Origin of the sequence: Corynebacterium atrinae, from assembly GCF_030408455.1 — a bacterium.
GTDB lineage: Bacteria > Actinomycetota > Actinomycetes > Mycobacteriales > Mycobacteriaceae > Corynebacterium > Corynebacterium atrinae.
The window spans coordinates 1054395-1073103 of the sequence record NZ_CP046977.1 but is presented as its reverse complement, the minus strand read 5'-3'; the positions used below and the strand labels follow the sequence as shown (position 1 = coordinate 1073103).

General features: G+C 62.0%; 20 protein-coding genes. 2 read left to right on the top strand and 18 right to left on the bottom strand.

Features of this window, described 5'->3' with window-relative positions:
- The first annotated feature begins 45 nt into the window (after positions 1-45).
- Together CATRI_RS05370 and glgB are read left to right on the top strand one after the other, a co-directional pair.
- A complete protein-coding gene (locus CATRI_RS05370) occupies positions 46-2067 on the top strand; it encodes a maltotransferase domain-containing protein (RefSeq protein ID WP_290220388.1) in 2022 nt (673 codons plus the stop codon).
- A 76-nt stretch (positions 2068-2143) separates the two neighbouring features.
- Entirely contained in the window at positions 2144-4348 is a 2205-nt protein-coding gene (gene glgB, locus CATRI_RS05365) for a 1,4-alpha-glucan branching protein GlgB (RefSeq protein WP_047252874.1), read from the top strand.
- A 22-nt stretch (positions 4349-4370) separates the two neighbouring features.
- Here glgB and CATRI_RS05360 read toward each other — a convergent pair whose 3' ends face one another.
- From CATRI_RS05360 to CATRI_RS05275, 18 genes are all read right to left on the bottom strand, one after another.
- On the bottom strand, positions 4371-4832 hold the full coding sequence (locus tag CATRI_RS05360) for a PTS sugar transporter subunit IIA (RefSeq protein WP_290220385.1): 462 nt from the start codon (positions 4830-4832) through the stop codon (positions 4371-4373).
- A gap of 67 nt (positions 4833-4899) precedes the next feature.
- The gene (locus tag CATRI_RS05355; protein WP_290220383.1) at positions 4900-5742 is read right to left on the bottom strand and encodes a PRD domain-containing protein; all 843 of its coding nucleotides are present in this window, start codon (positions 5740-5742) and stop codon (positions 4900-4902) included.
- Positions 5743-5744: 2 nt separating this feature from the next.
- Positions 5745-6173 carry a PTS sugar transporter subunit IIA gene (locus tag CATRI_RS05350; protein WP_047252871.1) on the bottom strand — a complete coding sequence of 143 codons (429 nt, stop codon included), beginning with the start codon at positions 6171-6173 and terminating at the stop codon, positions 5745-5747.
- A 10-nt stretch (positions 6174-6183) separates the two neighbouring features.
- Entirely contained in the window at positions 6184-7752 is a 1569-nt protein-coding gene (locus tag CATRI_RS05345; protein ID WP_290220380.1) for a PTS transporter subunit EIIC, read from the bottom strand.
- Positions 7753-7855: 103 nt separating this feature from the next.
- Positions 7856-8734 carry a tetratricopeptide repeat protein gene (locus CATRI_RS05340; RefSeq protein ID WP_290220378.1) on the bottom strand — a complete coding sequence of 293 codons (879 nt, stop codon included), beginning with the start codon at positions 8732-8734 and terminating at the stop codon, positions 7856-7858.
- Positions 8735-9046, bottom strand: coding sequence for a thiamine-binding protein (locus CATRI_RS05335; RefSeq protein WP_047252869.1), 312 nt, complete (start codon positions 9044-9046; stop codon positions 8735-8737).
- Positions 9047-9064: 18 nt separating this feature from the next.
- Positions 9065-9331: an Rv1322 family protein gene (locus CATRI_RS05330; RefSeq protein ID WP_290220375.1), complete on the bottom strand. Its 267-nt coding sequence runs from the start codon at positions 9329-9331 to the stop codon at positions 9065-9067.
- The gene (nucS, locus tag CATRI_RS05325) at positions 9331-10023 is read right to left on the bottom strand and encodes an endonuclease NucS (protein WP_047252868.1); all 693 of its coding nucleotides are present in this window, start codon (positions 10021-10023) and stop codon (positions 9331-9333) included. Before nucS ends, CATRI_RS05330 begins: the two co-directional genes overlap by 1 nt.
- 21 nt (positions 10024-10044) lie before the next feature.
- Positions 10045-10509 (bottom strand): DUF2550 domain-containing protein, encoded by a 465-nt coding sequence (locus CATRI_RS05320; RefSeq protein ID WP_047252867.1) that lies wholly within the window; start codon positions 10507-10509, stop codon positions 10045-10047.
- Positions 10510-10654: 145 nt separating this feature from the next.
- On the bottom strand, positions 10655-11026 hold the full coding sequence (locus CATRI_RS05315; RefSeq protein WP_290220372.1) for a F0F1 ATP synthase subunit epsilon: 372 nt from the start codon (positions 11024-11026) through the stop codon (positions 10655-10657).
- 12 nt (positions 11027-11038) lie between these two features.
- Positions 11039-12484, bottom strand: coding sequence for a F0F1 ATP synthase subunit beta (atpD, locus tag CATRI_RS05310; RefSeq protein ID WP_047252865.1), 1446 nt, complete (start codon positions 12482-12484; stop codon positions 11039-11041).
- A 3-nt stretch (positions 12485-12487) separates the two neighbouring features.
- Positions 12488-13465, bottom strand: coding sequence for a F0F1 ATP synthase subunit gamma (locus CATRI_RS05305; protein ID WP_047252864.1), 978 nt, complete (start codon positions 13463-13465; stop codon positions 12488-12490).
- 56 nt (positions 13466-13521) lie between these two features.
- Positions 13522-15165 carry a F0F1 ATP synthase subunit alpha gene (gene atpA / locus CATRI_RS05300; RefSeq protein WP_047252863.1) on the bottom strand — a complete coding sequence of 548 codons (1644 nt, stop codon included), beginning with the start codon at positions 15163-15165 and terminating at the stop codon, positions 13522-13524.
- A gap of 59 nt (positions 15166-15224) precedes the next feature.
- Positions 15225-16043 (bottom strand): F0F1 ATP synthase subunit delta, encoded by an 819-nt coding sequence (locus CATRI_RS05295; protein ID WP_047252862.1) that lies wholly within the window; start codon positions 16041-16043, stop codon positions 15225-15227.
- Between the two features lie 5 nt (positions 16044-16048).
- Complete coding sequence (locus CATRI_RS05290) at positions 16049-16621, bottom strand: F0F1 ATP synthase subunit B (protein WP_047252861.1); 573 nt, start codon at positions 16619-16621, stop codon at positions 16049-16051.
- Positions 16622-16660: 39 nt separating this feature from the next.
- A complete protein-coding gene (locus CATRI_RS05285) occupies positions 16661-16912 on the bottom strand; it encodes an ATP synthase F0 subunit C (RefSeq protein WP_047252860.1) in 252 nt (83 codons plus the stop codon).
- 95 nt (positions 16913-17007) lie between these two features.
- The gene (gene atpB / locus CATRI_RS05280) at positions 17008-17805 is read right to left on the bottom strand and encodes a F0F1 ATP synthase subunit A (protein WP_047252859.1); all 798 of its coding nucleotides are present in this window, start codon (positions 17803-17805) and stop codon (positions 17008-17010) included.
- Between the two features lie 459 nt (positions 17806-18264).
- Positions 18265-18690 (bottom strand): Cg1360 family ATP-synthase-associated protein, encoded by a 426-nt coding sequence (locus tag CATRI_RS05275; protein ID WP_047252858.1) that lies wholly within the window; start codon positions 18688-18690, stop codon positions 18265-18267.
- Positions 18691-18709: the final 19 nt, after the last annotated feature.

The following is an 18709-nucleotide window of genomic DNA, read 5'->3' as shown; positions in this document are numbered from 1 at the left end:
AGGCTCGGTGGGGAGCAAAAACCCAACTTCGGAAGGTGAAACCTTATGACCGGTCGACTCGGAATTGATGATGTCCGCCCGCAGATTTCCGGCCGCCTGTATCCCGCCAAGGCAGTGGTCGGCGAGGTAGTGCCCGTATCCGCGCTGGTGTGGCGCGAAGGCCACGATGCCATTGCCGCCGCTGTCAACGTCACCTTCCCTGACGGCTCCCGCACCGTGGCTTTGCAAATGCACCCGGAGAAATACAACCCGGACCGCGTCCACGCCCTCTTCGTCCCGCATGAGCCGGGAACCTGGACCTTCCGCGTCGATGCCTGGTCGGATGTTTTCGCCACCTGGCGCAATGCCGTAACGAAGAAGCGCGCCGCCGGACAGGGCGCGGAAGAACTGGCCAATGACATTGCTCACGGAGTTGAAAGCTTCGAGCGGGCTGCCGAGAACGCCCCGGCGCCGGCCGATGCGACCCTGCGCGCTGTTGCCGCCACTCTCGCCGACGACACCCTGGACATCGATGAGCGCCTCGGCGCCGCACTCACCGAGGAGGTCTCCGAGATCCTTGTGCAGTACCCCTTGCGCGATCTCCTCGTGCACGGCCCCATCTGCGAGGTCACGGTTGATCGCCGCGATGCCCTGGTCAACTCCTGGTACGAGCTCTTCCCCCGCTCCACCGGTGGTTGGGACGAGGCGGGCAACCCCGTGCACGGCACTTTCGCCACCACCGCGGACGCGCTAGACCGGGTCGCCGCCATGGGCTTTGACACCGTCTACCTGCCGCCGATCCACCCCATCGGAGAAATCAACCGCAAGGGCCGCAACAACTCCCTGACACCTGACTCCCACAATGTCGGCTCCCCCTGGGCCATTGGTTCCGCCGAGGGCGGCCACGACGCCGTCCACCCGGAGCTCGGAACCGTCGAAGATTTCGTGGCGTTGCTCGATCGCGCCGAGGAACTCGACCTGGAAATCGCCATCGACTTGGCTCTCCAAGCCGCGCCTGATCACCCCTGGGCGAAGGACCACCGCGACTTCTTCACCGAGCTGGCTGATGGCACCATCGCCTACGCCGAGAACCCGCCGAAGAAGTACCAGGACATCTACCCCCTCAACTTCGACAACAACCCGCAGGCGATCTACGACGAGATCTACCGCGTGGTCAAGTACTGGGCTGATTTGGGCGTGCGGACCTTCCGCGTGGACAACCCCCACACCAAGCCCGCCAACTTTTGGGAATGGCTCATCTCTAAGATCCATGAGACCGATCCCGACGTCATCTTCCTTGCCGAGGCCTTCACCCGCCCCGCACGCCTCTACGGGTTGGCCAAGCTCGGGTTCTCCCAGTCCTACACCTACTTCACGTGGAAGACGGATAAGAAGGATCTCACCGAATTCGCCTCCGAAATCCGCGATTCGGCTGATATTTCCCGCCCGAACCTCTTCGTCAATACCCCGGATATCCTCCACGAGTCGCTGCAGACCGGTGGCCGGGGAATGTTCGCTATCCGGGCCACCCTGGCGGCCACCATGTCCCCACTGTGGGGCGTGTACTCCGGCTACGAGCTCTACGAGCACGAGGCCGTCGCTCATGGGTCCGAGGAATACCTGGATTCGGAAAAGTACGAGCTGCGGCCGCGCGACTTCGCCGCCGCCGTGGCTTCGGGCGATTCGCTCGAGCCGTACATCACCCTGCTCAACAGCATTCGGCGTGAGAACCCCGCCCTGCAGCAATTGCGCAACCTCACCTTCCACGAGGTCGACAACGACCAGCTCATCGCCTACTCCAAGGTCGATTCCGTCACCGGGAGCCAGGTGTTGGTGGTGGTCAACCTCGACCCGCGCAATGCCCAGGAAGGCACCGTCACCATCGATTACGCGGCCCTGGGTCTGCCCGAGGGGTCGTCCTTCCCGGTGCACGATGCCATTTCGGGCGCTGACTGGACGTGGGGTGCACGCAACTTTGTCCGCCTCGTCCCCTCCCAGGACGTTGCCCACATTCTCGTACTCCCGGAGGTCCCGGCAGAGCTACGGGATCAATTGTCGTGGAGAAACATCACTGACTACCGGGCCTAAACCTCTTCACCGGGGTCATCAACTCCGGTAGCGTCAACATTTAAGTTCCCTTCCTTCCACCCCAGAGGATTTCACTATGCACGACGCCTTCGACGGCATCGACCAGAACCTGCTTATCCCAGACCACGATCTGGAGCGGTTGCGTCATTGCCAACACCATGCCCCGCATGATTTCTATGGTTGGCACGCTACATCGGGAGGGGCGGTCATCCGCACCCGACAGCTCGGCGCGACCTCGGTGGAGGTCCTGGTCAACGGTGAAATCTACGAGGCAACCCCGATCGGCGACGACATCTGGGTGCTGGGCCTCAACGATCCCAATCCGCAGGACTACCGCCTCCGCATCACCTGGCCCGATGCTCCGCCGGTGCTCACCGCCGACGCCTATGCCTTCCTGCCCACGCTGGGCAACTTGGATATTCACCTCATCGCGGAGGGCCGCCACGAGCGCCTCTGGGATGTCCTTGGCGCCAACGTTCACACCTACGAAACCAACTTGGGCACCGTCCATGGCACCGCGTTCGCGGTGTGGGCCCCCAACGCTTTAGGTGTCGCGGTCGTCGGCGACTTCTGCGGGTGGAATGCCTCGCAATACCCCATGCGCTCGCTTGGTTCGAGCGGCGTCTGGGAAATCTTCATCCCCGGCATCGGGGCCGGCGAGACATACAAGTTCGCCATCCAGACCCAGCAGGGCAATCGTCGTGACAAAGCCGACCCGATGGCTAAGGCCACCCAGGCGCCGCCGGAGACCACCTCCGTGGTGGTGGATTCTCGCTACGACTGGAATGACGGCGACTGGCTGCGCGCCCGCTCGGAGAGCAATCCCGACCAGGAACCAATGTCCATCTACGAGGTGCACTTGGGTTCCTGGAAGATCGGCAAGGGCTACAAGGAGCTAGCCACTGAGCTTGTGGATTACGTCGCCGATCAGGGCTACACCCACGTAGAATTCATGCCCGTCGCCGAGCACCCCTTCGGCGGGTCCTGGGGCTACCAAGTGTCGGGCTACTTCGCTCCTACCGCCCGGTGGGGCAGCCCGGATGAGCTGCGCGCCCTCATTGAGGCCTTCCACCAGCGTGGCATCGGTGTCATCGTGGACTGGGTTCCCGCGCACTTCCCCAAGGACGACTGGGCGTTGGCTCGATTCGACGGCCCCGCTTTGTACGAGCACCCCGACTGGCGCCGCGGCGAGCAGAAGGACTGGGGCACCTACGTCTTCGACTTCGGCCGCAACGAGGTCCGCAACTTCCTCGTCGCCAATGCCCTCTACTGGATCGAAGAGTTCCACATTGATGGTCTGCGGGTCGACGCCGTCGCGTCGATGCTCTATCTGGACTACTCCCGCGAAGACGGCGAGTGGGAACCGAACCAGTTCGGCGGCCGCGAGAACCTAGAGGCGGTGCAGTTCCTCCAGGAGATGAACGCCACCGTCCACCGCGCCCATCCCGGCGTGCTCACCATCGCCGAGGAATCGACCTCCTGGCCGGGGGTCACCGCACCGACCGAGCACGGTGGCTTGGGATTCAGCCTCAAGTGGAACATGGGCTGGATGAATGACACCCTCGAGTACTTCAAGCTCGACCCGGTTCACCGCGAGTACCACCACAACGAGATCACGTTCTCGATGATCTACCAGTACTCCGAGAAGTACGTTCTTCCCTTCTCCCACGACGAGGTCGTCCACGGCAAGGGGTCCCTGTGGGGCCGCATGCCCGGCGACGATTGGAACAAGGCCGCGGGCCTGCGCACCCTCTTTGGGTACATGTTCTCTCACCCGGGCAAGAAGCTCATGTTCATGGGCCAGGAGTTCGGTCAGACCGGCGAGTGGAACGAGGCTTACTCCATCGACTGGTCAAACCTGGAAGGCTGGGGCCACGAGTTCCACGTCGGCATTCAGCAGTTGGTCAAGGATATTCACTGGACTTACCGCGCTATCCCCGCGCTTCACTCCCTCGACTCCAGCCCGGAGGGTTTCCAGTGGATCAAGGGCGACGCCGCAGCCCAGAACCTCCTGGCCTTCGTCCGCTGGGGCACTGATGGCTCCGGCGTCCTGTCCGTGATCAACCTCTCTGGTTCTTCGCACCCCAAGTTCACCCTGGGTAGCCCCCGTGGTGGGCGCTGGGAGCTGGTGCTCAACAGCGACGACGCTAAGTACGCCGGCGCGGGCAACAACCTCCCGCACACCGTCAGCACGAATGGTTCCGGGTGGGATGGTTTCGAGGATTCCCTGACCCTCGACATCCCGGCTAACTCCGTCCAGTGGTACCGCTGGGTCGGATAACCGGGACGGATAGCCTCCGGCGCTACTTCAGTTGAAGGACTGGGTCGCCGAAGGAAGCATCAAGGTGGAGTTCGCCGGGCTCCACCTTTTTTGCGTTCGTGACCACGACGACGGTGATCATCGAGGGTACTTTGGCCTCCAGGTCGGCGAGGTTGTTCAATCGCACCACGGGGGCGCCTGCCTCGACCTTGTCGCCGCGCACGGCAATTGCTTCAAAACCCTCGCCGTCAAGCTTTCCGGTGTCGATCCCGACGTGGACCAGGACCTCCACCCCGGAATCTGTGCGCACGGTGAAGGCATGAGCTGTGCGGAACATCATGATGATCTCGCCCTCGACCGGAGAGACGACGGACTCTCCGGCGGTCTTCACACCGAATCCGTAGCCCACGGTGCCCTGCGCGAAGGTCGGGTCCGGGACCTCGGACAACGGGATGATCTGACCGCTTACAGGCGCGATGAGCTGGGTTTTCTTGTGTCCGAACAACGTGGGTCTCCTCGGAAGACGGGAATAGTTACCTCAATCATAGACCCTATTCGGGGGTAAGATCTGATCACTGACTTCGGGTGGTCAACCTGCCGATATGAAGAGCCAAATAGGCGGTCTCGTTCTTGCTCAAACCACGCTTGAGTTCTCCTTCCAGATAGCCTCCGATGATCTCTGCTATTGCCCACGACCGGGCAAGCGAATCCCGGATGGCGGCGACGACCTCGCTTTGGCCCTCCTCATACGTGCTGGCCTTGTCAATCCGGGAGAACAGGTAGCGGATGTGGGTGATGAAGCGCGCAGTTGCGCGTTCATTCTTCGACAGCTCGATGCCGGACTCGCGGCTGACAATCGACAGGATCTCATCGATCATCGTCGTCATCGCGACGGCGAGTGGGATCCGCGAGCTGGTGAACTGGGTGCTCACCGCGTGGAGTGCGAAGGCCGCCGCCTCCACCGGCGGCAACGTCACCCCCAGCTCCGCCATGGTCATCCGGCAGACGTGTCGGCCAAAGTCCAACTCCTGGGGGTAGAGCTGGGCGATGTCGGCCTCGAGGGGGAAGTCGATCTGCTCCCCGGTGCGGCTTCGTTTAACGGCGGCGTGGAGGTGGTCCGCGATGGGCAGCAGCAGGGCCTGCGGGTTGGCCATCCCCAATCTATCTTCGGCAGCGGTGACGACATGGCGTGCCAGGGTGAGGATGTCGGCGGGGAGGGCGCTGAGGGCGTCGGCAATGGAAGCAGCGCGCTGTTGGGTCTCCAACACGTAGGTCATTTCGACTCGGGCAGGGTCAAGCTGCTCGCCCTTGGACACCCCGAATCCCACTCCCCGGCCGAGAATGACGAGGCTCCTACCGGCGTCATCGGTGGCCTGGACAACGTTGTTGTTGTAGCGCCGCTGCAGCCACAGCATGACTAACTCGATTCCACCTTGGCCGCAGTGAGGGGAAGGTCTGTGCTCACGACGATGGTCACCAGCGATGGAACCTTTTCGGCCAAGGCCACCAGGTCGGTCAACTGCACCACGGGTGTGCCTGCCTTGACCTGATCGCCCTGGGCAGCGAGGGCATGAAAGCCCTCCCCCTTCAAAGAGACCGTATCGACGCCGATGTGGACAAGCACCTCCTCACCCTTCGGGGTGCGCACAGCAAAGGCATGAGCAGTGGGAAAGAGCACGATGATCTCGCCGTCGACTGGAGAACGCACGATGTCGCCCGCGGTTTCCACCGCGAATCCCTCTCCGAGCATTCCCTGCGCGAAGACCGGGTCCGGGACCTCGGACAAGGGGATGATGGTGCCCTCGACGGGCGCTACCACCTGGGAGGCCTTCTTAAATCCAAACATCTTTGTGCTCCTAATCGTCGAGGTCCATGAGGTCAGCAATGGCGTTTTTGTACAAGACCGCCTTAGCACCGTAGACGGCCTGAATCCCGCCGGATACCTCAAGCACGTCGACGGCCCCGAGGGCTCTCAACGCATCTCGGTCCACGGCCGCGGAGTCCTTCACCGACACCCGGAGGCGGGTGATGCAGGCATCGAGGTCTTCGATGTTGTCCTCCCCGCCCAAGGCCGCGAGGATGTTCGTGGCCTCGGAATAGAGAGCATCCTTTTTCGTGCCCTTGGCGGTTGTGCCATCGTCATCGGTGGTGGCAGCAGGAGCCTCCGTGTCCGCCAGATGGCCGGGGGTGGGCACCATGAAGCGGGTGATGTACCAGCGGAAGACCACGTAGTAGAGGCAGAACCAGATGATTCCTACGGGGATGACGTACATCCAGTGGGTCTTAGCCTCACCCTGGAAAACACCGAAGAGCAAGAAGTCGATGAGGCCGCCGGAGAAGGTATTGCCGATGCGGATGTTCAGCAGGTCTGCCACGAGGAAGCTCAAGCCGTCGAAGAAGGCGTGGATGACGTAGAGCAGCGGGGCCACGAAGAGGAACATGAACTCCAGCGGCTCGGTGATGCCGGTGATGAACGAGGTCAGGGCGACACCGAGGAACAGGCCCAGGTAGCGAGCGCGGCGATCTTTGGGCACGCAGTGGTACATGGCCAGCGCGGCGCCTGGCAGACCGAACATCATGGTGGCAAAACGCCCGGCGAAGTAGCGGGTACCTTCCGTGTACAAGCCCTGGTGAGTCGGGTCGGCCAATTGGGCGAAGAAGATCTTCTGCGCGCCGACGACCGTCTCCCCGGCGACCTGCTCGACTCCGCCGAGCTCGGTGTACCAGAACATGGGATAGATCGTGTGGTGGAGGCCAACTGCGCCGGAGAGGCGGAGGAGGAAACCGTAGAGGAAGGTTCCGAAGGCGCCCAAGGAGGCCATTCCGTCGCCAGCGCTGATGAGCAGTTGCTGGAACGGCGGCCAGATGAGGTAGAACGCCGCTCCGATGAGGACGGCGGCTCCGGCGGTGACGATGGGCACGAACCGGGAGCCGCCAAAGAATCCAAGCACCGCCGGCAGTTGGATATTGTGATAGCGATTGTGCAGGTAGACAGTGATCGAGCCGATGACCAGGGCGCCGATGATGCCGGTATCGATCGCCTGTCCCTCGGGATTGAACACCTTGAGAAGTGAGGCGGTCGTGCCCGTCATGACGAGGTAGCCGACGACACCAGCCAGCGCCGCCGTTCCCTTGTCGCGCCGTGCCAAGCCGATACACAGACCGACGGCCAGCAGTAGCGCCAAGTTAGCGAAAATCACGCTGCCCGCGTCCGACATCACGGTGAAGATGCCTTGCGCGACAGCGTTGTCCAGGACGGGGTAGGCCTCGACCGTCGTGGGGTTTGATAGGGCTCCGCCGATGCCAAGGAGCAAGCCCGCGGCCGGGAGGATAGCAATGGGAAGCATGAAGGCCTTGCCGACCTTCTGCATTGTCTTAAACACCTTGCCCTTGGGGGTGGGCCTCGTCGGGGTGTTGGTGGACATGATGAGCTCCGATCTCCATAGTGGGAGTTCGCAAGCCAAATGGCCGGGGGTGATGCCTCAGTGAGTAACATTCCCCCGCCGGGGGTAATCGATGCTTATCTTACTAGAAAAGCGCGCTCGCCATCTTCGTTCGGGCGGCGGTGACGCGCGGATCGGCGGCGTCGAAAAGCGCCAACAGCTCGATGAGGCGAGCCCGCACGCGATCCTTCTCCGGGGTATGCAACAACCCGATGAGGCGGTCGAAGGCCCGCTCGGGCGCACCTGCAACGATTTCTGCGTCAACCGCAGCAAACTGCTTATCGACGTCCGCGGGGTCAGCCTCTGCGGCTGCCATCGGGTCGTCGTCGGGGTTCATCCGCTTGAGCAACAGGGTGGTGTTTCGAGCCTGCTGGATGTCCTTGTTCTCCGGCTCCTCGGCGAGGATCTCTTCGTAGAAGGCGATTGCGGCATCGAAGTCGCCGGCGTTGAGCGCCTCCATGGCAGCGTCCAACCGCGGATCTTCTTCAGCGGGCTGTTCTTCGGCTCCCGCGGCATCAAGCCCCTGCAACTGGGGAGCAACCTCATTGACCAGGCCGGTAAGCCATTGGTCCAGGACCTCGCGGGGCTGGGCACCTTCGAACTGGGTGAGGGGACGCCCGCCGGCCAACGCGATGACCGTGGGCAGCGCCTGCACCCCGAAGGCCTGCGCTACCTCTGGGTGGGTATCCGCATCCGCGTAACCCACGATGAAGCGCAGGTTTCCGGCCGCGGCCAACGCCTGCAGATCAGCCTTTAGTTGCTCAGACTCGGGACTCCGCGAGGAACCCGCCATGACGATGACCGGCACCTGGAGCGAGCGACGCACGACATCGGCTTCGAAATTTTCCGGAGTGACCTCGATAAAGGAGGCAATGGCTCCAGCAGGCTGCTGACGAGCTTCCGCTTGAGCCTTGACATCAGCCAAGTCGATGGCGCCGGACACATAACGATGGGGGGTGGTCATCTACTTCTCTTCCTGGGACAAACGCGACTCCACGGCCGCGACCTTCTGGTGCAACTGGTCTTGGTGGCCCGGGCGGATATCCGCCTTGAGCACCAAGGACACGCGCGGAGAGACAGCGAGGACGGCATCAGTGGCGCGTTTGACCACGTCCATGACCTCATCCCACTCCCCCTCCACGAGGGTGAACATGGCATTGGTTTCGTTGGGCAACCCCGACTCACGCACGACTCGCACGGCCGCCGAGACGGCATCGGCCATCTCAGCATCAGCCGTCGCCGTCACTGCGGGGGCAACCGAGAAGGCGATGATCATGGGGACAAGGCTACCCTCTTATCTGCGGTCCCAGCACCCTCGGTGCCAATGGCGGCGGTCCTCGGCTCCCCGGCCCACCTCCTTCGGCCACGCGACGATATGGGCCGTGCCCGGCGGGATGTTCTGATTGCAGCCAGGGCAGATATAGAACTTGATGGCGGCGGACGCACTCATGTGCCGCATGAGATACAGCTCGCCGTGTGGGCCTTCGACGGTTTGCGTGCCAAAGACATCCGTCGGCAAGGGGCGCAGCTCAGGCCGCACAGACCGATTACGACGAGGCATTAGAACAACCGCAGCTCGTTGCTTTCCGTGCCACGCAGGGAGTGATAATCGAGCGTGACGCAGCGGATGCCGCGATCTTCCGCGAGCAAACGGGCCTGGGGCTTGATCTCCTGCGCGGCGAACACTCCGGTCACGGGCTTGAGTAGCTCATCTCGATTGAGCAGCTCAAGATAGCGGGTGAGCTGTTCCACGCCGTCGATCCCGCCGCGCCGCTTAATCTCCACCGCGATGGTCGCCCCGCGGGGATCCCGAGCCAAAATGTCGACCGGGCCGATAGCCGTGGGAAACTCGCGGCGGACCAGCTCGTAGCCGTCGCCTAGGGTCGTGATGTGTTCGGCCAGCAACTCTTGCAGGTGGGCCTCGACGCCATCTTTGACCAGACCGGGATCAACGCCCAGGTCGACGGACGTATCGTGCTGAATGCTCTCGATGGTGATGCGCAACTGCTCACCCTTGGGGTTTTCCACGATCCACAAGAGTTCCCCGGTATCGTCGCCATCGGCATCGGTGATGGGCTGCTCGACCAGGGTGCACGGAGGTGTCATCCAGTTGAGGGGCTTGTAGGCGCGATCATCCGCGTGAATGGAGACTGACCCGTCAGCCTTGATCATCAGCAGGCGATCCGCCTTCGGCAGATGGGCCTCAAGGCGGCCAACGTAATCAACAGAGCAACGAGCAATGACAAGACGCATGCGTTACAGGGTAGCTGGAACCTAGCGACCGTTCTGGTGCCGGGTGATGCGATTGCGGAGCTTGTTGAAATCAGTGCGCTCTTGACGGATATTCGGGGCAGACTCCATCCAGGCGGTCAGCGCCATGAGACCCCGGGAATCCACCACAATTTCATAGAGCTGTCCGTCATTGGAGATGGTGGTCACTTTCAGACTGGGGTCCATGAACGAGGCCTCCCGGTCCGTCAGCGGGCGACTATCCAGGAACTCCAACTGCTGTCGGTTGAGCACCAGGTCCGCCCCAGGTGACAGGGAGCGGAGCTTGTAGTAGTGCAATTCTTCCCCGTTATAGCGCACCCGGCCATGCCGCCAACCGTGCGTACCGGAGGCAGGAAGCCGTCGAATAATCACCGACGTGCCCTGAGAACGCAGCGTCAGAAACCGCCAGAGCGCAAGCAACATCGCCACGGCGGCGATCACAACCAGGACCCAGGCGACAATCTCCACAGACGTTCCCCTCTCATGCTGTATAGGCCAGAATTCTAGTCCCACACTAGGGATATCCCCAACACGGTGGGAGCAGACAAGCACAAGCACCGCTGACCCGAGACGGGACAGCGGTGCATGTGAGAGGAAGAGGCGGTGCCTAATGTCAGGCTTCGGCCTTCCGGCGGACGGCCTTGAGGCCGGCCTCAGCGCGAGCACGAACATTCTCGTCCTCAGCCTGGAGCTCGGACTCGGCGGCAGAGGAATCAACCTCATCAGCCCAGACCGCGTAATCCGCGAGGATAGTAACCTTCTCCGCAGACACGGAGAGGAAACCACCCTGAACGGCGGCGACGAGCTTGTCACCGTCGATCGGACGGATGGTCACGACGCCATTTTCGACCAGCTGGCCGAGCATGGGCTCGTGTCCGGACAGCACGCCGATCTCACCCTCGGTGGTCTGCGCGGTGACGATGCTGGCCTGTCCAGACCAGAGCATGCGCTCCACGGAGACCAGTTCCACGGTGATGTCAGCCATGTGCGTCTCCTCTTACTTCTCGGTGAGCTTCTTGTAAGCGGCCTCGACGTCGTCCAGGCCACCGAGGCCGTTGAAGGCCTGCTCGGGGTAGTGATCGAAGTCGCCGTCGCAGATGCGCTCGAAGGCTTCAATCGTGTGCTCCAGCGGGACGTAGGAGCCCGGGATGCCGGTGAACTTCTCCGCAACGAAGAAGTTCTGGCCCAGGAAGCGCTCCAGACGACGTGCACGCTGCACGGTGATCTTGTCCTCTTCAGACAGCTCGTCCATACCAAGGATGGCGATGATGTCCTGGAGTTCCTTGTTCTTCTGCAGGATGCCGATGACGCGCTGAGCGACAGCGTAGTGGCGCTCGCCGACGATCGACGGCTCGAGGATACGAGACGTCGAGGACAGCGGGTTCACGGCCGGGTAGATGCCCTTGGAAGCGATGCTTCGGTCGAGCTCGGTCGTGGCGTCAAGGTGCGCGAAGGTGGTGGCCGGAGCCGGGTCGGTGTAGTCGTCAGCAGGGACGTAGACGGCCTGCAGCGAGGTGATCGACTTACCCTTCGTGGAGGTAATGCGCTCCTGAAGAACACCCATCTCATCAGCCAGGGTGGGCTGGTAACCCACGGCGGAGGGCATACGACCCAGCAGGGTCGAGACCTCAGAGCCGGCCTGGGTGAAACGGAAGATGTTATCGATGAACAGCAGGACGTCCTGGTGCTGAACATCGCGGAAGTACTCCGCCATGGTCAGACCGGACAGAGCCACGCGCATACGGACTCCCGGCGGCTCATCCATCTGGCCGAACACGAGAGCGGTGTCCTGAAGAACACCCATCTCTTCCATTTCGAGGTGAAGGTCGGTGCCCTCACGGGTGCGCTCGCCGACGCCGGCGAACACGGAGGTACCGGAGAACTCGCGGGCGATACGGGTAATCATCTCCTGGATGAGGACCGTCTTGCCCACACCGGCGCCGCCGAACAGGCCAATCTTGCCGCCCTTGACGTACGGGGTCAGCAGGTCAATGACCTTGATGCCGGTCTCGAGGATTTCGGTCTTGCCTTCGAGCTGGTCGAAGGGCGGGGGCTCGCGGTGGATGCCCCACTGCTCGCCATCGCGGCCGAGGCCCGGAACGTCAAGGCAGTCACCGAGGGCGTTGAACACGTGGCCCTTGACAACGTCACCGACGGGAACGGAGATCGGCTTGCCGGAGTCCACGACCTGGGCGCCGCGAACGAGGCCGTCGGTCGGTGCCATGGAAACGGCGCGGACGAGGTTATCACCGAGGTGCTGGGCAACCTCAAGGGTGATGGTCTTGGCGACTGCTTCGAGGGTGACCTCGACAGTCAGTGCGTTGTAGAGGGCCGGCAACTCGCCGCGCGGGAATTCCACGTCGACGACCGGACCAATGACACGCACGACACGGCCGGCGGTAGACGCCTGCGGTGCGTTCTGCTCTGCGAGAGCTGTAGTCATTTTCTAGTCACTTTCTCCGCTATCGGACAGCGCGCCAGCGCCACCGACGATCTCTGTGATTTCCTGGGTGATCTGTGCCTGACGGGCCTGGTTAGCCACGCGGGACAGGTCTTTGACCAGCTCCGTGGCGTTATCAGTTGCAGACTTCATCGCGTTTCGACGCGAGGCGGACTCCGAGGCCGAAGACTCGAGGAACTTCGCGTACAGGCTGCGCGACACGTACTTCGGAAGCAGCTCGGACAGCAAGGTGTCCGCGTCGGGCTCGAAGTCGTAATCGGGGCTGATGGATCCCTCGGGGGAACCCTGCATGCTCTCGCCCAGGTTGAGGTCCTCATCCTGGATGACCGGCTCAACCGGCAGCAGCTGGAGGACACGCGGAGTCTGCGTCAGCATGGACTCGAACTCCGTGTACACCACGTGCAGCTGGTCAAAGCCACGGACAGGGGCACCGTCGGTGTGAACACCGTCGCGGTACTTGGCCTCCCCGTTGGAGCTGGCGACGAAGCCGTCAATGAGGTGACGACGCACATCGTGGGTCAGGTCCCACTGCGGGTCCTGGGAGAACCCGGTCCACGAGCCAGCGACTGGCTTTTCGCGGAACTTGTAGTATCCAACGCCCTTACCACCGGTGACGTAGCGCACGACTTCGTAACCAGCTTCTTCGAGCATCTTCTCGAGCTCGGCGGCCTTCTTGAGCACGTTGTGGTTGTAGCCACCACACATGCCGCGGTCCGAGGTGATGACGAGCACGGCGGCAACCTTGCCGTCCTCACGCTCGCGCAGCATCGGGTGATCGAGGGAACTCGCGGCCGCGAGACGCTCCATGACGCTGTTGAGCTCATGGGCGTACGGCAGGGATGCCTCGACCCGGGCCTGCGCCTTGGTGATGCGCGAGGTCGCGATCAGCTCCTGAGCCTTGGTGATCTTCTTGGTCGAGTTCACGGACCGGATTCGGTCACGCAATTCGCGAAGATTAGCCATGGTTCACACTCCTCCCTTCGTTGTTAATGACGGTTATCGAATGGGGCATGAATGCCCTACTTCTTAGCCGTCTTGCGAGAGACGTTGAGCTGAGTCTTGCCGACCTGATCGCCGGACAGTGCCTCAACCTCGGGCTCGTTGATAACAACGTGGCCTTCGGTGGTCTGGAAGGTGCGACCGAACGCGTCGTTGGCAGCCAGCAGGGCTTCCTTGGACTCGTTCGACAGCTCCTTGCCGCCGGCAATCTGCTCGTAGACCTCAGGGTTGTTCGCACGAACGTACTCGTGCAGCTCGGCCTCGTAGCGACGGACATCTTCGACGGGAACGACATCGAAGACACCTTCGCCGGCGAGCCAGATCGAGATGATCTGGTACTCAACGGGCTGCGGGGTGTTCTCGGCCTGCTTGAGCAGCTCGACCAGACGCTGGCCACGCTCAAGCTGTGCCTTGGACGCGGAGTCCAGGTCAGAAGCGAAGGTGGCGAAAGCCTCCAGGTCGCGGTAAGCAGCGAGATCCAGACGCAGGGAGCCTGCGACCTTCTTCATGCCCTTGGTCTGAGCGGCGCCACCGACACGGGAGACGGAGACACCGACGTTGATGGCCGGTCGGACACCCTGGTTGAACAGGTCCGACTCCAGGAAGACCTGGCCGTCGGTGATGGAGATGACGTTGGTCGGAATGAAGGCCGACACGTCGTTCGCCTTGGTCTCAATGATCGGCAGGGCGGTGATGGAACCCGCACCCAGCTCGTCGTTGAGCTTTGCGGCGCGCTCCAGCAGACGGGAGTGCAGGTAGAACACGTCGCCCGGGTATGCCTCGCGGCCCGGCGGGCGGCGCAGCAGAAGGGAGATCGCACGGTAGGCCTCGGCCTGCTTGGTCAGATCATCGTAGATGACCAGGACGTGGGCGCCCTGGTACATCCAGTGCTGAGCCAGAGCAGCACCGGTGAACGGTGCGAGCCACTTGAAGCCAGCAGAGTCGGAGGCCGGGGCCGCCACGATGGTGGTGTAGTCGAGGGCACCATTTTCTTCGAGGGTCTTGCGGACCGCTGCGATGGTGGAGCCCTTCTGACCGATAGCGACGTAGATGCAGCGAACCTGCTTCGTCTTGTCGCCGGACTCCCAGTTGGCCTTCTGGTTGAGGATGGTGTCGATGCAGACCGCGGTCTTGCCGGTCTTACGGTCACCAATGATCAGCTGACGCTGACCACGGCCGATCGGGGTCATCGCGTCGATGGCCTTGATACCGGTGGCCAACGGCTCCTCAACGGGCTGGCGCTGCAGCACCGACGGTGCCTGCAGTTCGAGGACTCGCTCCCCTTCCGCCTCGATGGCACCAAGGCCATCGATCGGAACGCCCAACGGGTTAATTACTCGGCCGAGGAACTTCTCTCCGACCGGAATGGACAGGACTTCTCCCGTCCTCTTGACTTCTTCACCCTCCTTGAGGGTTTCGAAGTTACCCAGGACCACGACGCCGACAGAGTCGGTGTCAAGGTTCTGCGCGACGCCGATGACGCCGCCCGGGAACTCAAGCAGCTCATTCGCCATGACCGACGGGAGGCCCGAAACTCGGGCAATACCGTCAGCTGCCGAAATGACCACGCCGACCTCCTCACGGGAGGCCTCCGCGGAGTAGCTCGAGGTGTAGTTCGCAATCGCGCTACGGATCTCATCGGAGGAGATCATCAGCTCCGCCATGTTCTTCCTGCTCTCGGTTGTATCTTCCAGCATTATTTTTGTCGTTATGTAGTCGTGTACTAGACGAGGTTGGCCCGCAGTCGGGCGAGCTTGCCCGCCGTACTGCCGTCAATGATCTCGTCGTCAACGCGGATAGTCATACCACCGAGGAGGCTGGGGTCAACCTCAGAATGGATGGACATCTCACGACCGTAAATTCGTCCCAGCTTGTCGGCTAGTGCCGCCTGCTGGCCGTCGTTCAGCTCTTGAGCAGTGACGACCGAAGCAACCGAACGGCCCTGCAGGGATGCTGCAGCGGACGAGAGGTGTGCGATGTCGTCAATCGGGTTGTGCTCCGGGCGGCCGATGACCTGAAGCGCGAGGGCTTCCGTCACCATCGACACCTTGCCGTAGAGCACGCTCGCGAGCAGACCGCGCTTGCGTTCCGGCCCCGACGTCCGGTCAGAGAGAAGCTGAGTCAGCTCACCCTCACGATCCAGGACGCGGGACAGACGGAAGAGTTCTTCTTCCACCTGGGAAAGCTGGCCCTGGAGCTCGGCGCTGCGGAAAAATGCGCGGCGACCAAGTGACACCAGGCCCGTGCGGAACTCGCGCGGGGTGGACCATGTCTTGGCGGCGGCTTCGACAAGCACCGACAGGGTGCTTTCAGAAACCTTGCCTCCAAACACGGCCCGGATAAGTCCCGTGCGCTGCTCCGGCGTCGTCGATGCCTCGGCGACGGCGACGCGCAGGGCGCGATCGCTGTCGAGGACCCCGACGACGTCGAAAAGCTCGGTTCCGGTCTGGGCGGAAACGGCGATGGCGTTATCCGAACCCTGGACGAGATTGTCCAGGTAGGACTCCACCTGTGCTAGTGCTTCGCGGCTCGCTGCGTGCATGGCGCTCACTTTCCGGCCGGTGCCACAGAGTCGAGCTCAGAGAGGAACGAGTCGATCGTGCCGGAGCGCTTGGTGGCGTCGGAAAGCTCGCCACCGAGCAGACGCTCGGCCAGATTGATCGAATTCTGTCCCATCTCCTGCCGAAGCTCCACCACGACCTGCTCACGCTGGGCCAGTAGCTGCCTCTCACCGGACGCGATGATGCGGTTGCTCTCCTCGGCGGCCTGTGCCTTCATCTCAGCCTCGATCTGCTTGCCCTTCTCGCGGGCCTGCTCACGGATCTCGGCTGCCTCAGCACGTGCCTCGGCGAGCTGCGCGTTGTACTTCTCAAGTGCGGCCTTCGCCTCAGCCTGTGCGGCCTCGGCGCGCTGAATGCCACCCTTGATCCGGTCCTCACGCTCCGTCAGGACCTCCTGGAACTTCGGAAGAACAAACTTGCCGAAGATAATCAGGATGATTACGAGCGGAATGATGGACCAGACGATGTCGTAGGTCTTGGGCAGGAGGATGGAGTTGCCGCCTTCCCAGGGAAGGGTTTCACCCGCCTCTGCCGCAAGGTAATAAATGACGTTCGTCATGAGTCTCCAGTCTTAAAGGGGTGTAGTTACCGCTCGGAATTAGAGGCTGGAGAACAGGAAGCCAGCGACCAGGCCGATAAGAGCCAGGGCCTCAACGAAGGCGATGCCCAGGAACATGGTGGTACGCAGCTGGCCGGCCATCTCGGGCTGGCGAGCCATGCCCTCGAGTGCCTTACCAACGAGGATGCCGATGCCCAGGCCCGGGCCGATGGTGGCGATGCCGTAGCCAATGGCGCCAAGGTGTGCAACCTGAGCAGCATTCTCAGTCTGAGCCAGGATGATCTCGTTCATGAAAGTCGTTCCCTTTCTAGGTGCCCGGTGTAGTTCGCCGGGACTTGAAGTGATTCTGTGGGGTTATTCAGTTGGCCGCGTTGATTCGCGACTTGTCAGTGCGAGTCCGCATGCAGCGACAGTTCGATGTACACCGCCACCAGCAGGGCGAAAATGTACGCCTGCAGGAAGATAATGATGCACTCGTAGAGCGTGAAGAGGACTGCTGCCAGGATGGTCACACCAGAAAGTGCAGTCCAGCCGTTCATCTGCCAGAAGAAGAAGTTCGTGGCGGAGTACAGCAGAACCAGGATCAGGTGTCCCGCAAGGAAGTTCGCCATGAGACGAAGAGCGAGAGTGACCGGACGCATGATGAAGGTTGAGAAGAACTCAATCGGCACCACTAGGAAGTGGAGAACCAGCGGCAAGTTCGGGATGACCACGGAGGACTTCATGAACTTACCGAAGCCGTAACGCTTAGCTCCGGCGTAGATCATGGTGAAGTAGCCCAAGATGGCCAGCGCGATCGGCATACCGATGCGGGCGTTGGCCGAGATGTTCAAGCCCGGAATAATCGTCGACACATTCATGAAGAGGACGGCGAAGAAGATGGTGGCGATGACCGGCAGGAACCGGCGGCCTTCCTTCTTGCCAAGGATGTCCTCAGCGATGTGGATGCGGACGAAGTCCATTGCGAGTTCTGCAACATTCTGCAGGCCCGACGGAATCAGCTTGGGATTCCGGAAGGCGACAAGGAAAAGGACGACCAGAATTGCTGCCATCAGAAGACGGACCAGCATCAGTCGATCCAGTGCGAACCACCCGTTAGCGAAGTCGTTAAACAGGATTTGGCCGTAGTATTGCCCCGGGAAAAATTCCGAGTCCAGATCGGGTGCGTGAAATTCACCCTTCATGGACAGTGTTGTAACGCTCAGCGTTCTCTCCCGTGTTCGGGCCGTGTGGATTGTCACTTCCAGCACGGTGCGATGGACGTCTGAAAAACTCTTCTGACACCACCACGGACTCCGTCGCACATCAGCGAGGTGGCGCCAGGGGACCACAGACCGGTTGTATGCCCTTCCCGAAGGAGGCCACTGAACTTGCCGGGGTAACCCGCAGGACAGCCTATCAGTCGTGCCCGGGTTTCTCGCACCCTGGTCCGTTGTGTTTTCACCCTCCCCCGAGGCCGTCGATCCACCCCGGCCAAAAACCCCCTGTAACTGGGAATTTTCCCCCGCTTGTAAGGTCGATCACACCATAATGTGTTCAACCTCCGACGGGGGTACCCACCCCCAAGCCAGATAAGCGGGGGTAAAGTGCCTGCGCTTTCCCTCCCCCGCCGATGGGGCTAACTATCAGACCTTTTGCGGCAGTCAGTTGACGTAGGTGACCCGCGCGGTGATGACACCCCACACCTCGGTACCGAGGACGACGATGAGCGCGATCACGGTGGTAACGAACAAGGCGGTGCGGTCGTAGAACGTCATGTCGCGGAGGACGAAGAGGACGACGAGCAGGACGACGATCTTGAGCAGCCAGCTGCCTAACACCACGGCTCCGGTGGTCGCGGCGCTCGTCGACGAGGTCATGAGAACACTGAGCGCGGTGAGCAGAACAAAGCCGCCACCGATGGCAGCTCCGATGAGCACGCCCCAGATACCGGGCAGATCACGCAGTGCCCCCCAGAGGACCAGGGAAATCACCGTGATAGCGACCAGGGCGATAGAGCCGAAGCGCACGGCTCGCAGGAGTGGTCGCCGGGGGTCGTCGTACTGGGAGACAGAAGCGGTGGATTCCATGAAGCGACATCCTACCGCC

Bases quoted from the DNA above. Each gene is read 5' to 3' on its own strand.
- CATRI_RS05370 (WP_290220388.1), top strand. From the start codon at position 46: ATGACCGGTCGACTCGGAATTGATGATGTCCGCCCGCAGATTTCCGGC.
- glgB (WP_047252874.1), top strand. From the start codon at position 2,144: ATGCACGACGCCTTCGACGGCATCGACCAGAACCTGCTTATCCCAGAC.
- CATRI_RS05355 (WP_290220383.1), bottom strand. From the start codon at position 5,742: ATGCTGTGGCTGCAGCGGCGCTACAACAACAACGTTGTCCAGGCCACC.
- CATRI_RS05350 (WP_047252871.1), bottom strand. From the start codon at position 6,173: ATGTTTGGATTTAAGAAGGCCTCCCAGGTGGTAGCGCCCGTCGAGGGC.
- CATRI_RS05345 (WP_290220380.1), bottom strand. From the start codon at position 7,752: ATGTCCACCAACACCCCGACGAGGCCCACCCCCAAGGGCAAGGTGTTT.
- CATRI_RS05340 (WP_290220378.1), bottom strand. From the start codon at position 8,734: ATGACCACCCCCCATCGTTATGTGTCCGGCGCCATCGACTTGGCTGAT.
- CATRI_RS05335 (WP_047252869.1), bottom strand. From the start codon at position 9,046: ATGATCATCGCCTTCTCGGTTGCCCCCGCAGTGACGGCGACGGCTGAT.
- CATRI_RS05330 (WP_290220375.1), bottom strand. From the start codon at position 9,331: ATGCCTCGTCGTAATCGGTCTGTGCGGCCTGAGCTGCGCCCCTTGCCG.
- nucS (WP_047252868.1), bottom strand. From the start codon at position 10,023: ATGCGTCTTGTCATTGCTCGTTGCTCTGTTGATTACGTTGGCCGCCTT.
- CATRI_RS05315 (WP_290220372.1), bottom strand. From the start codon at position 11,026: ATGGCTGACATCACCGTGGAACTGGTCTCCGTGGAGCGCATGCTCTGG.
- atpD (WP_047252865.1), bottom strand. From the start codon at position 12,484: ATGACTACAGCTCTCGCAGAGCAGAACGCACCGCAGGCGTCTACCGCC.
- CATRI_RS05305 (WP_047252864.1), bottom strand. From the start codon at position 13,465: ATGGCTAATCTTCGCGAATTGCGTGACCGAATCCGGTCCGTGAACTCG.
- atpA (WP_047252863.1), bottom strand. From the start codon at position 15,165: ATGGCGGAGCTGATGATCTCCTCCGATGAGATCCGTAGCGCGATTGCG.
- CATRI_RS05295 (WP_047252862.1), bottom strand. From the start codon at position 16,043: ATGCACGCAGCGAGCCGCGAAGCACTAGCACAGGTGGAGTCCTACCTG.
- CATRI_RS05290 (WP_047252861.1), bottom strand. From the start codon at position 16,621: ATGACGAACGTCATTTATTACCTTGCGGCAGAGGCGGGTGAAACCCTT.
- CATRI_RS05285 (WP_047252860.1), bottom strand. From the start codon at position 16,912: ATGAACGAGATCATCCTGGCTCAGACTGAGAATGCTGCTCAGGTTGCA.
- atpB (WP_047252859.1), bottom strand. From the start codon at position 17,805: ATGAAGGGTGAATTTCACGCACCCGATCTGGACTCGGAATTTTTCCCG.
- CATRI_RS05275 (WP_047252858.1), bottom strand. From the start codon at position 18,690: ATGGAATCCACCGCTTCTGTCTCCCAGTACGACGACCCCCGGCGACCA.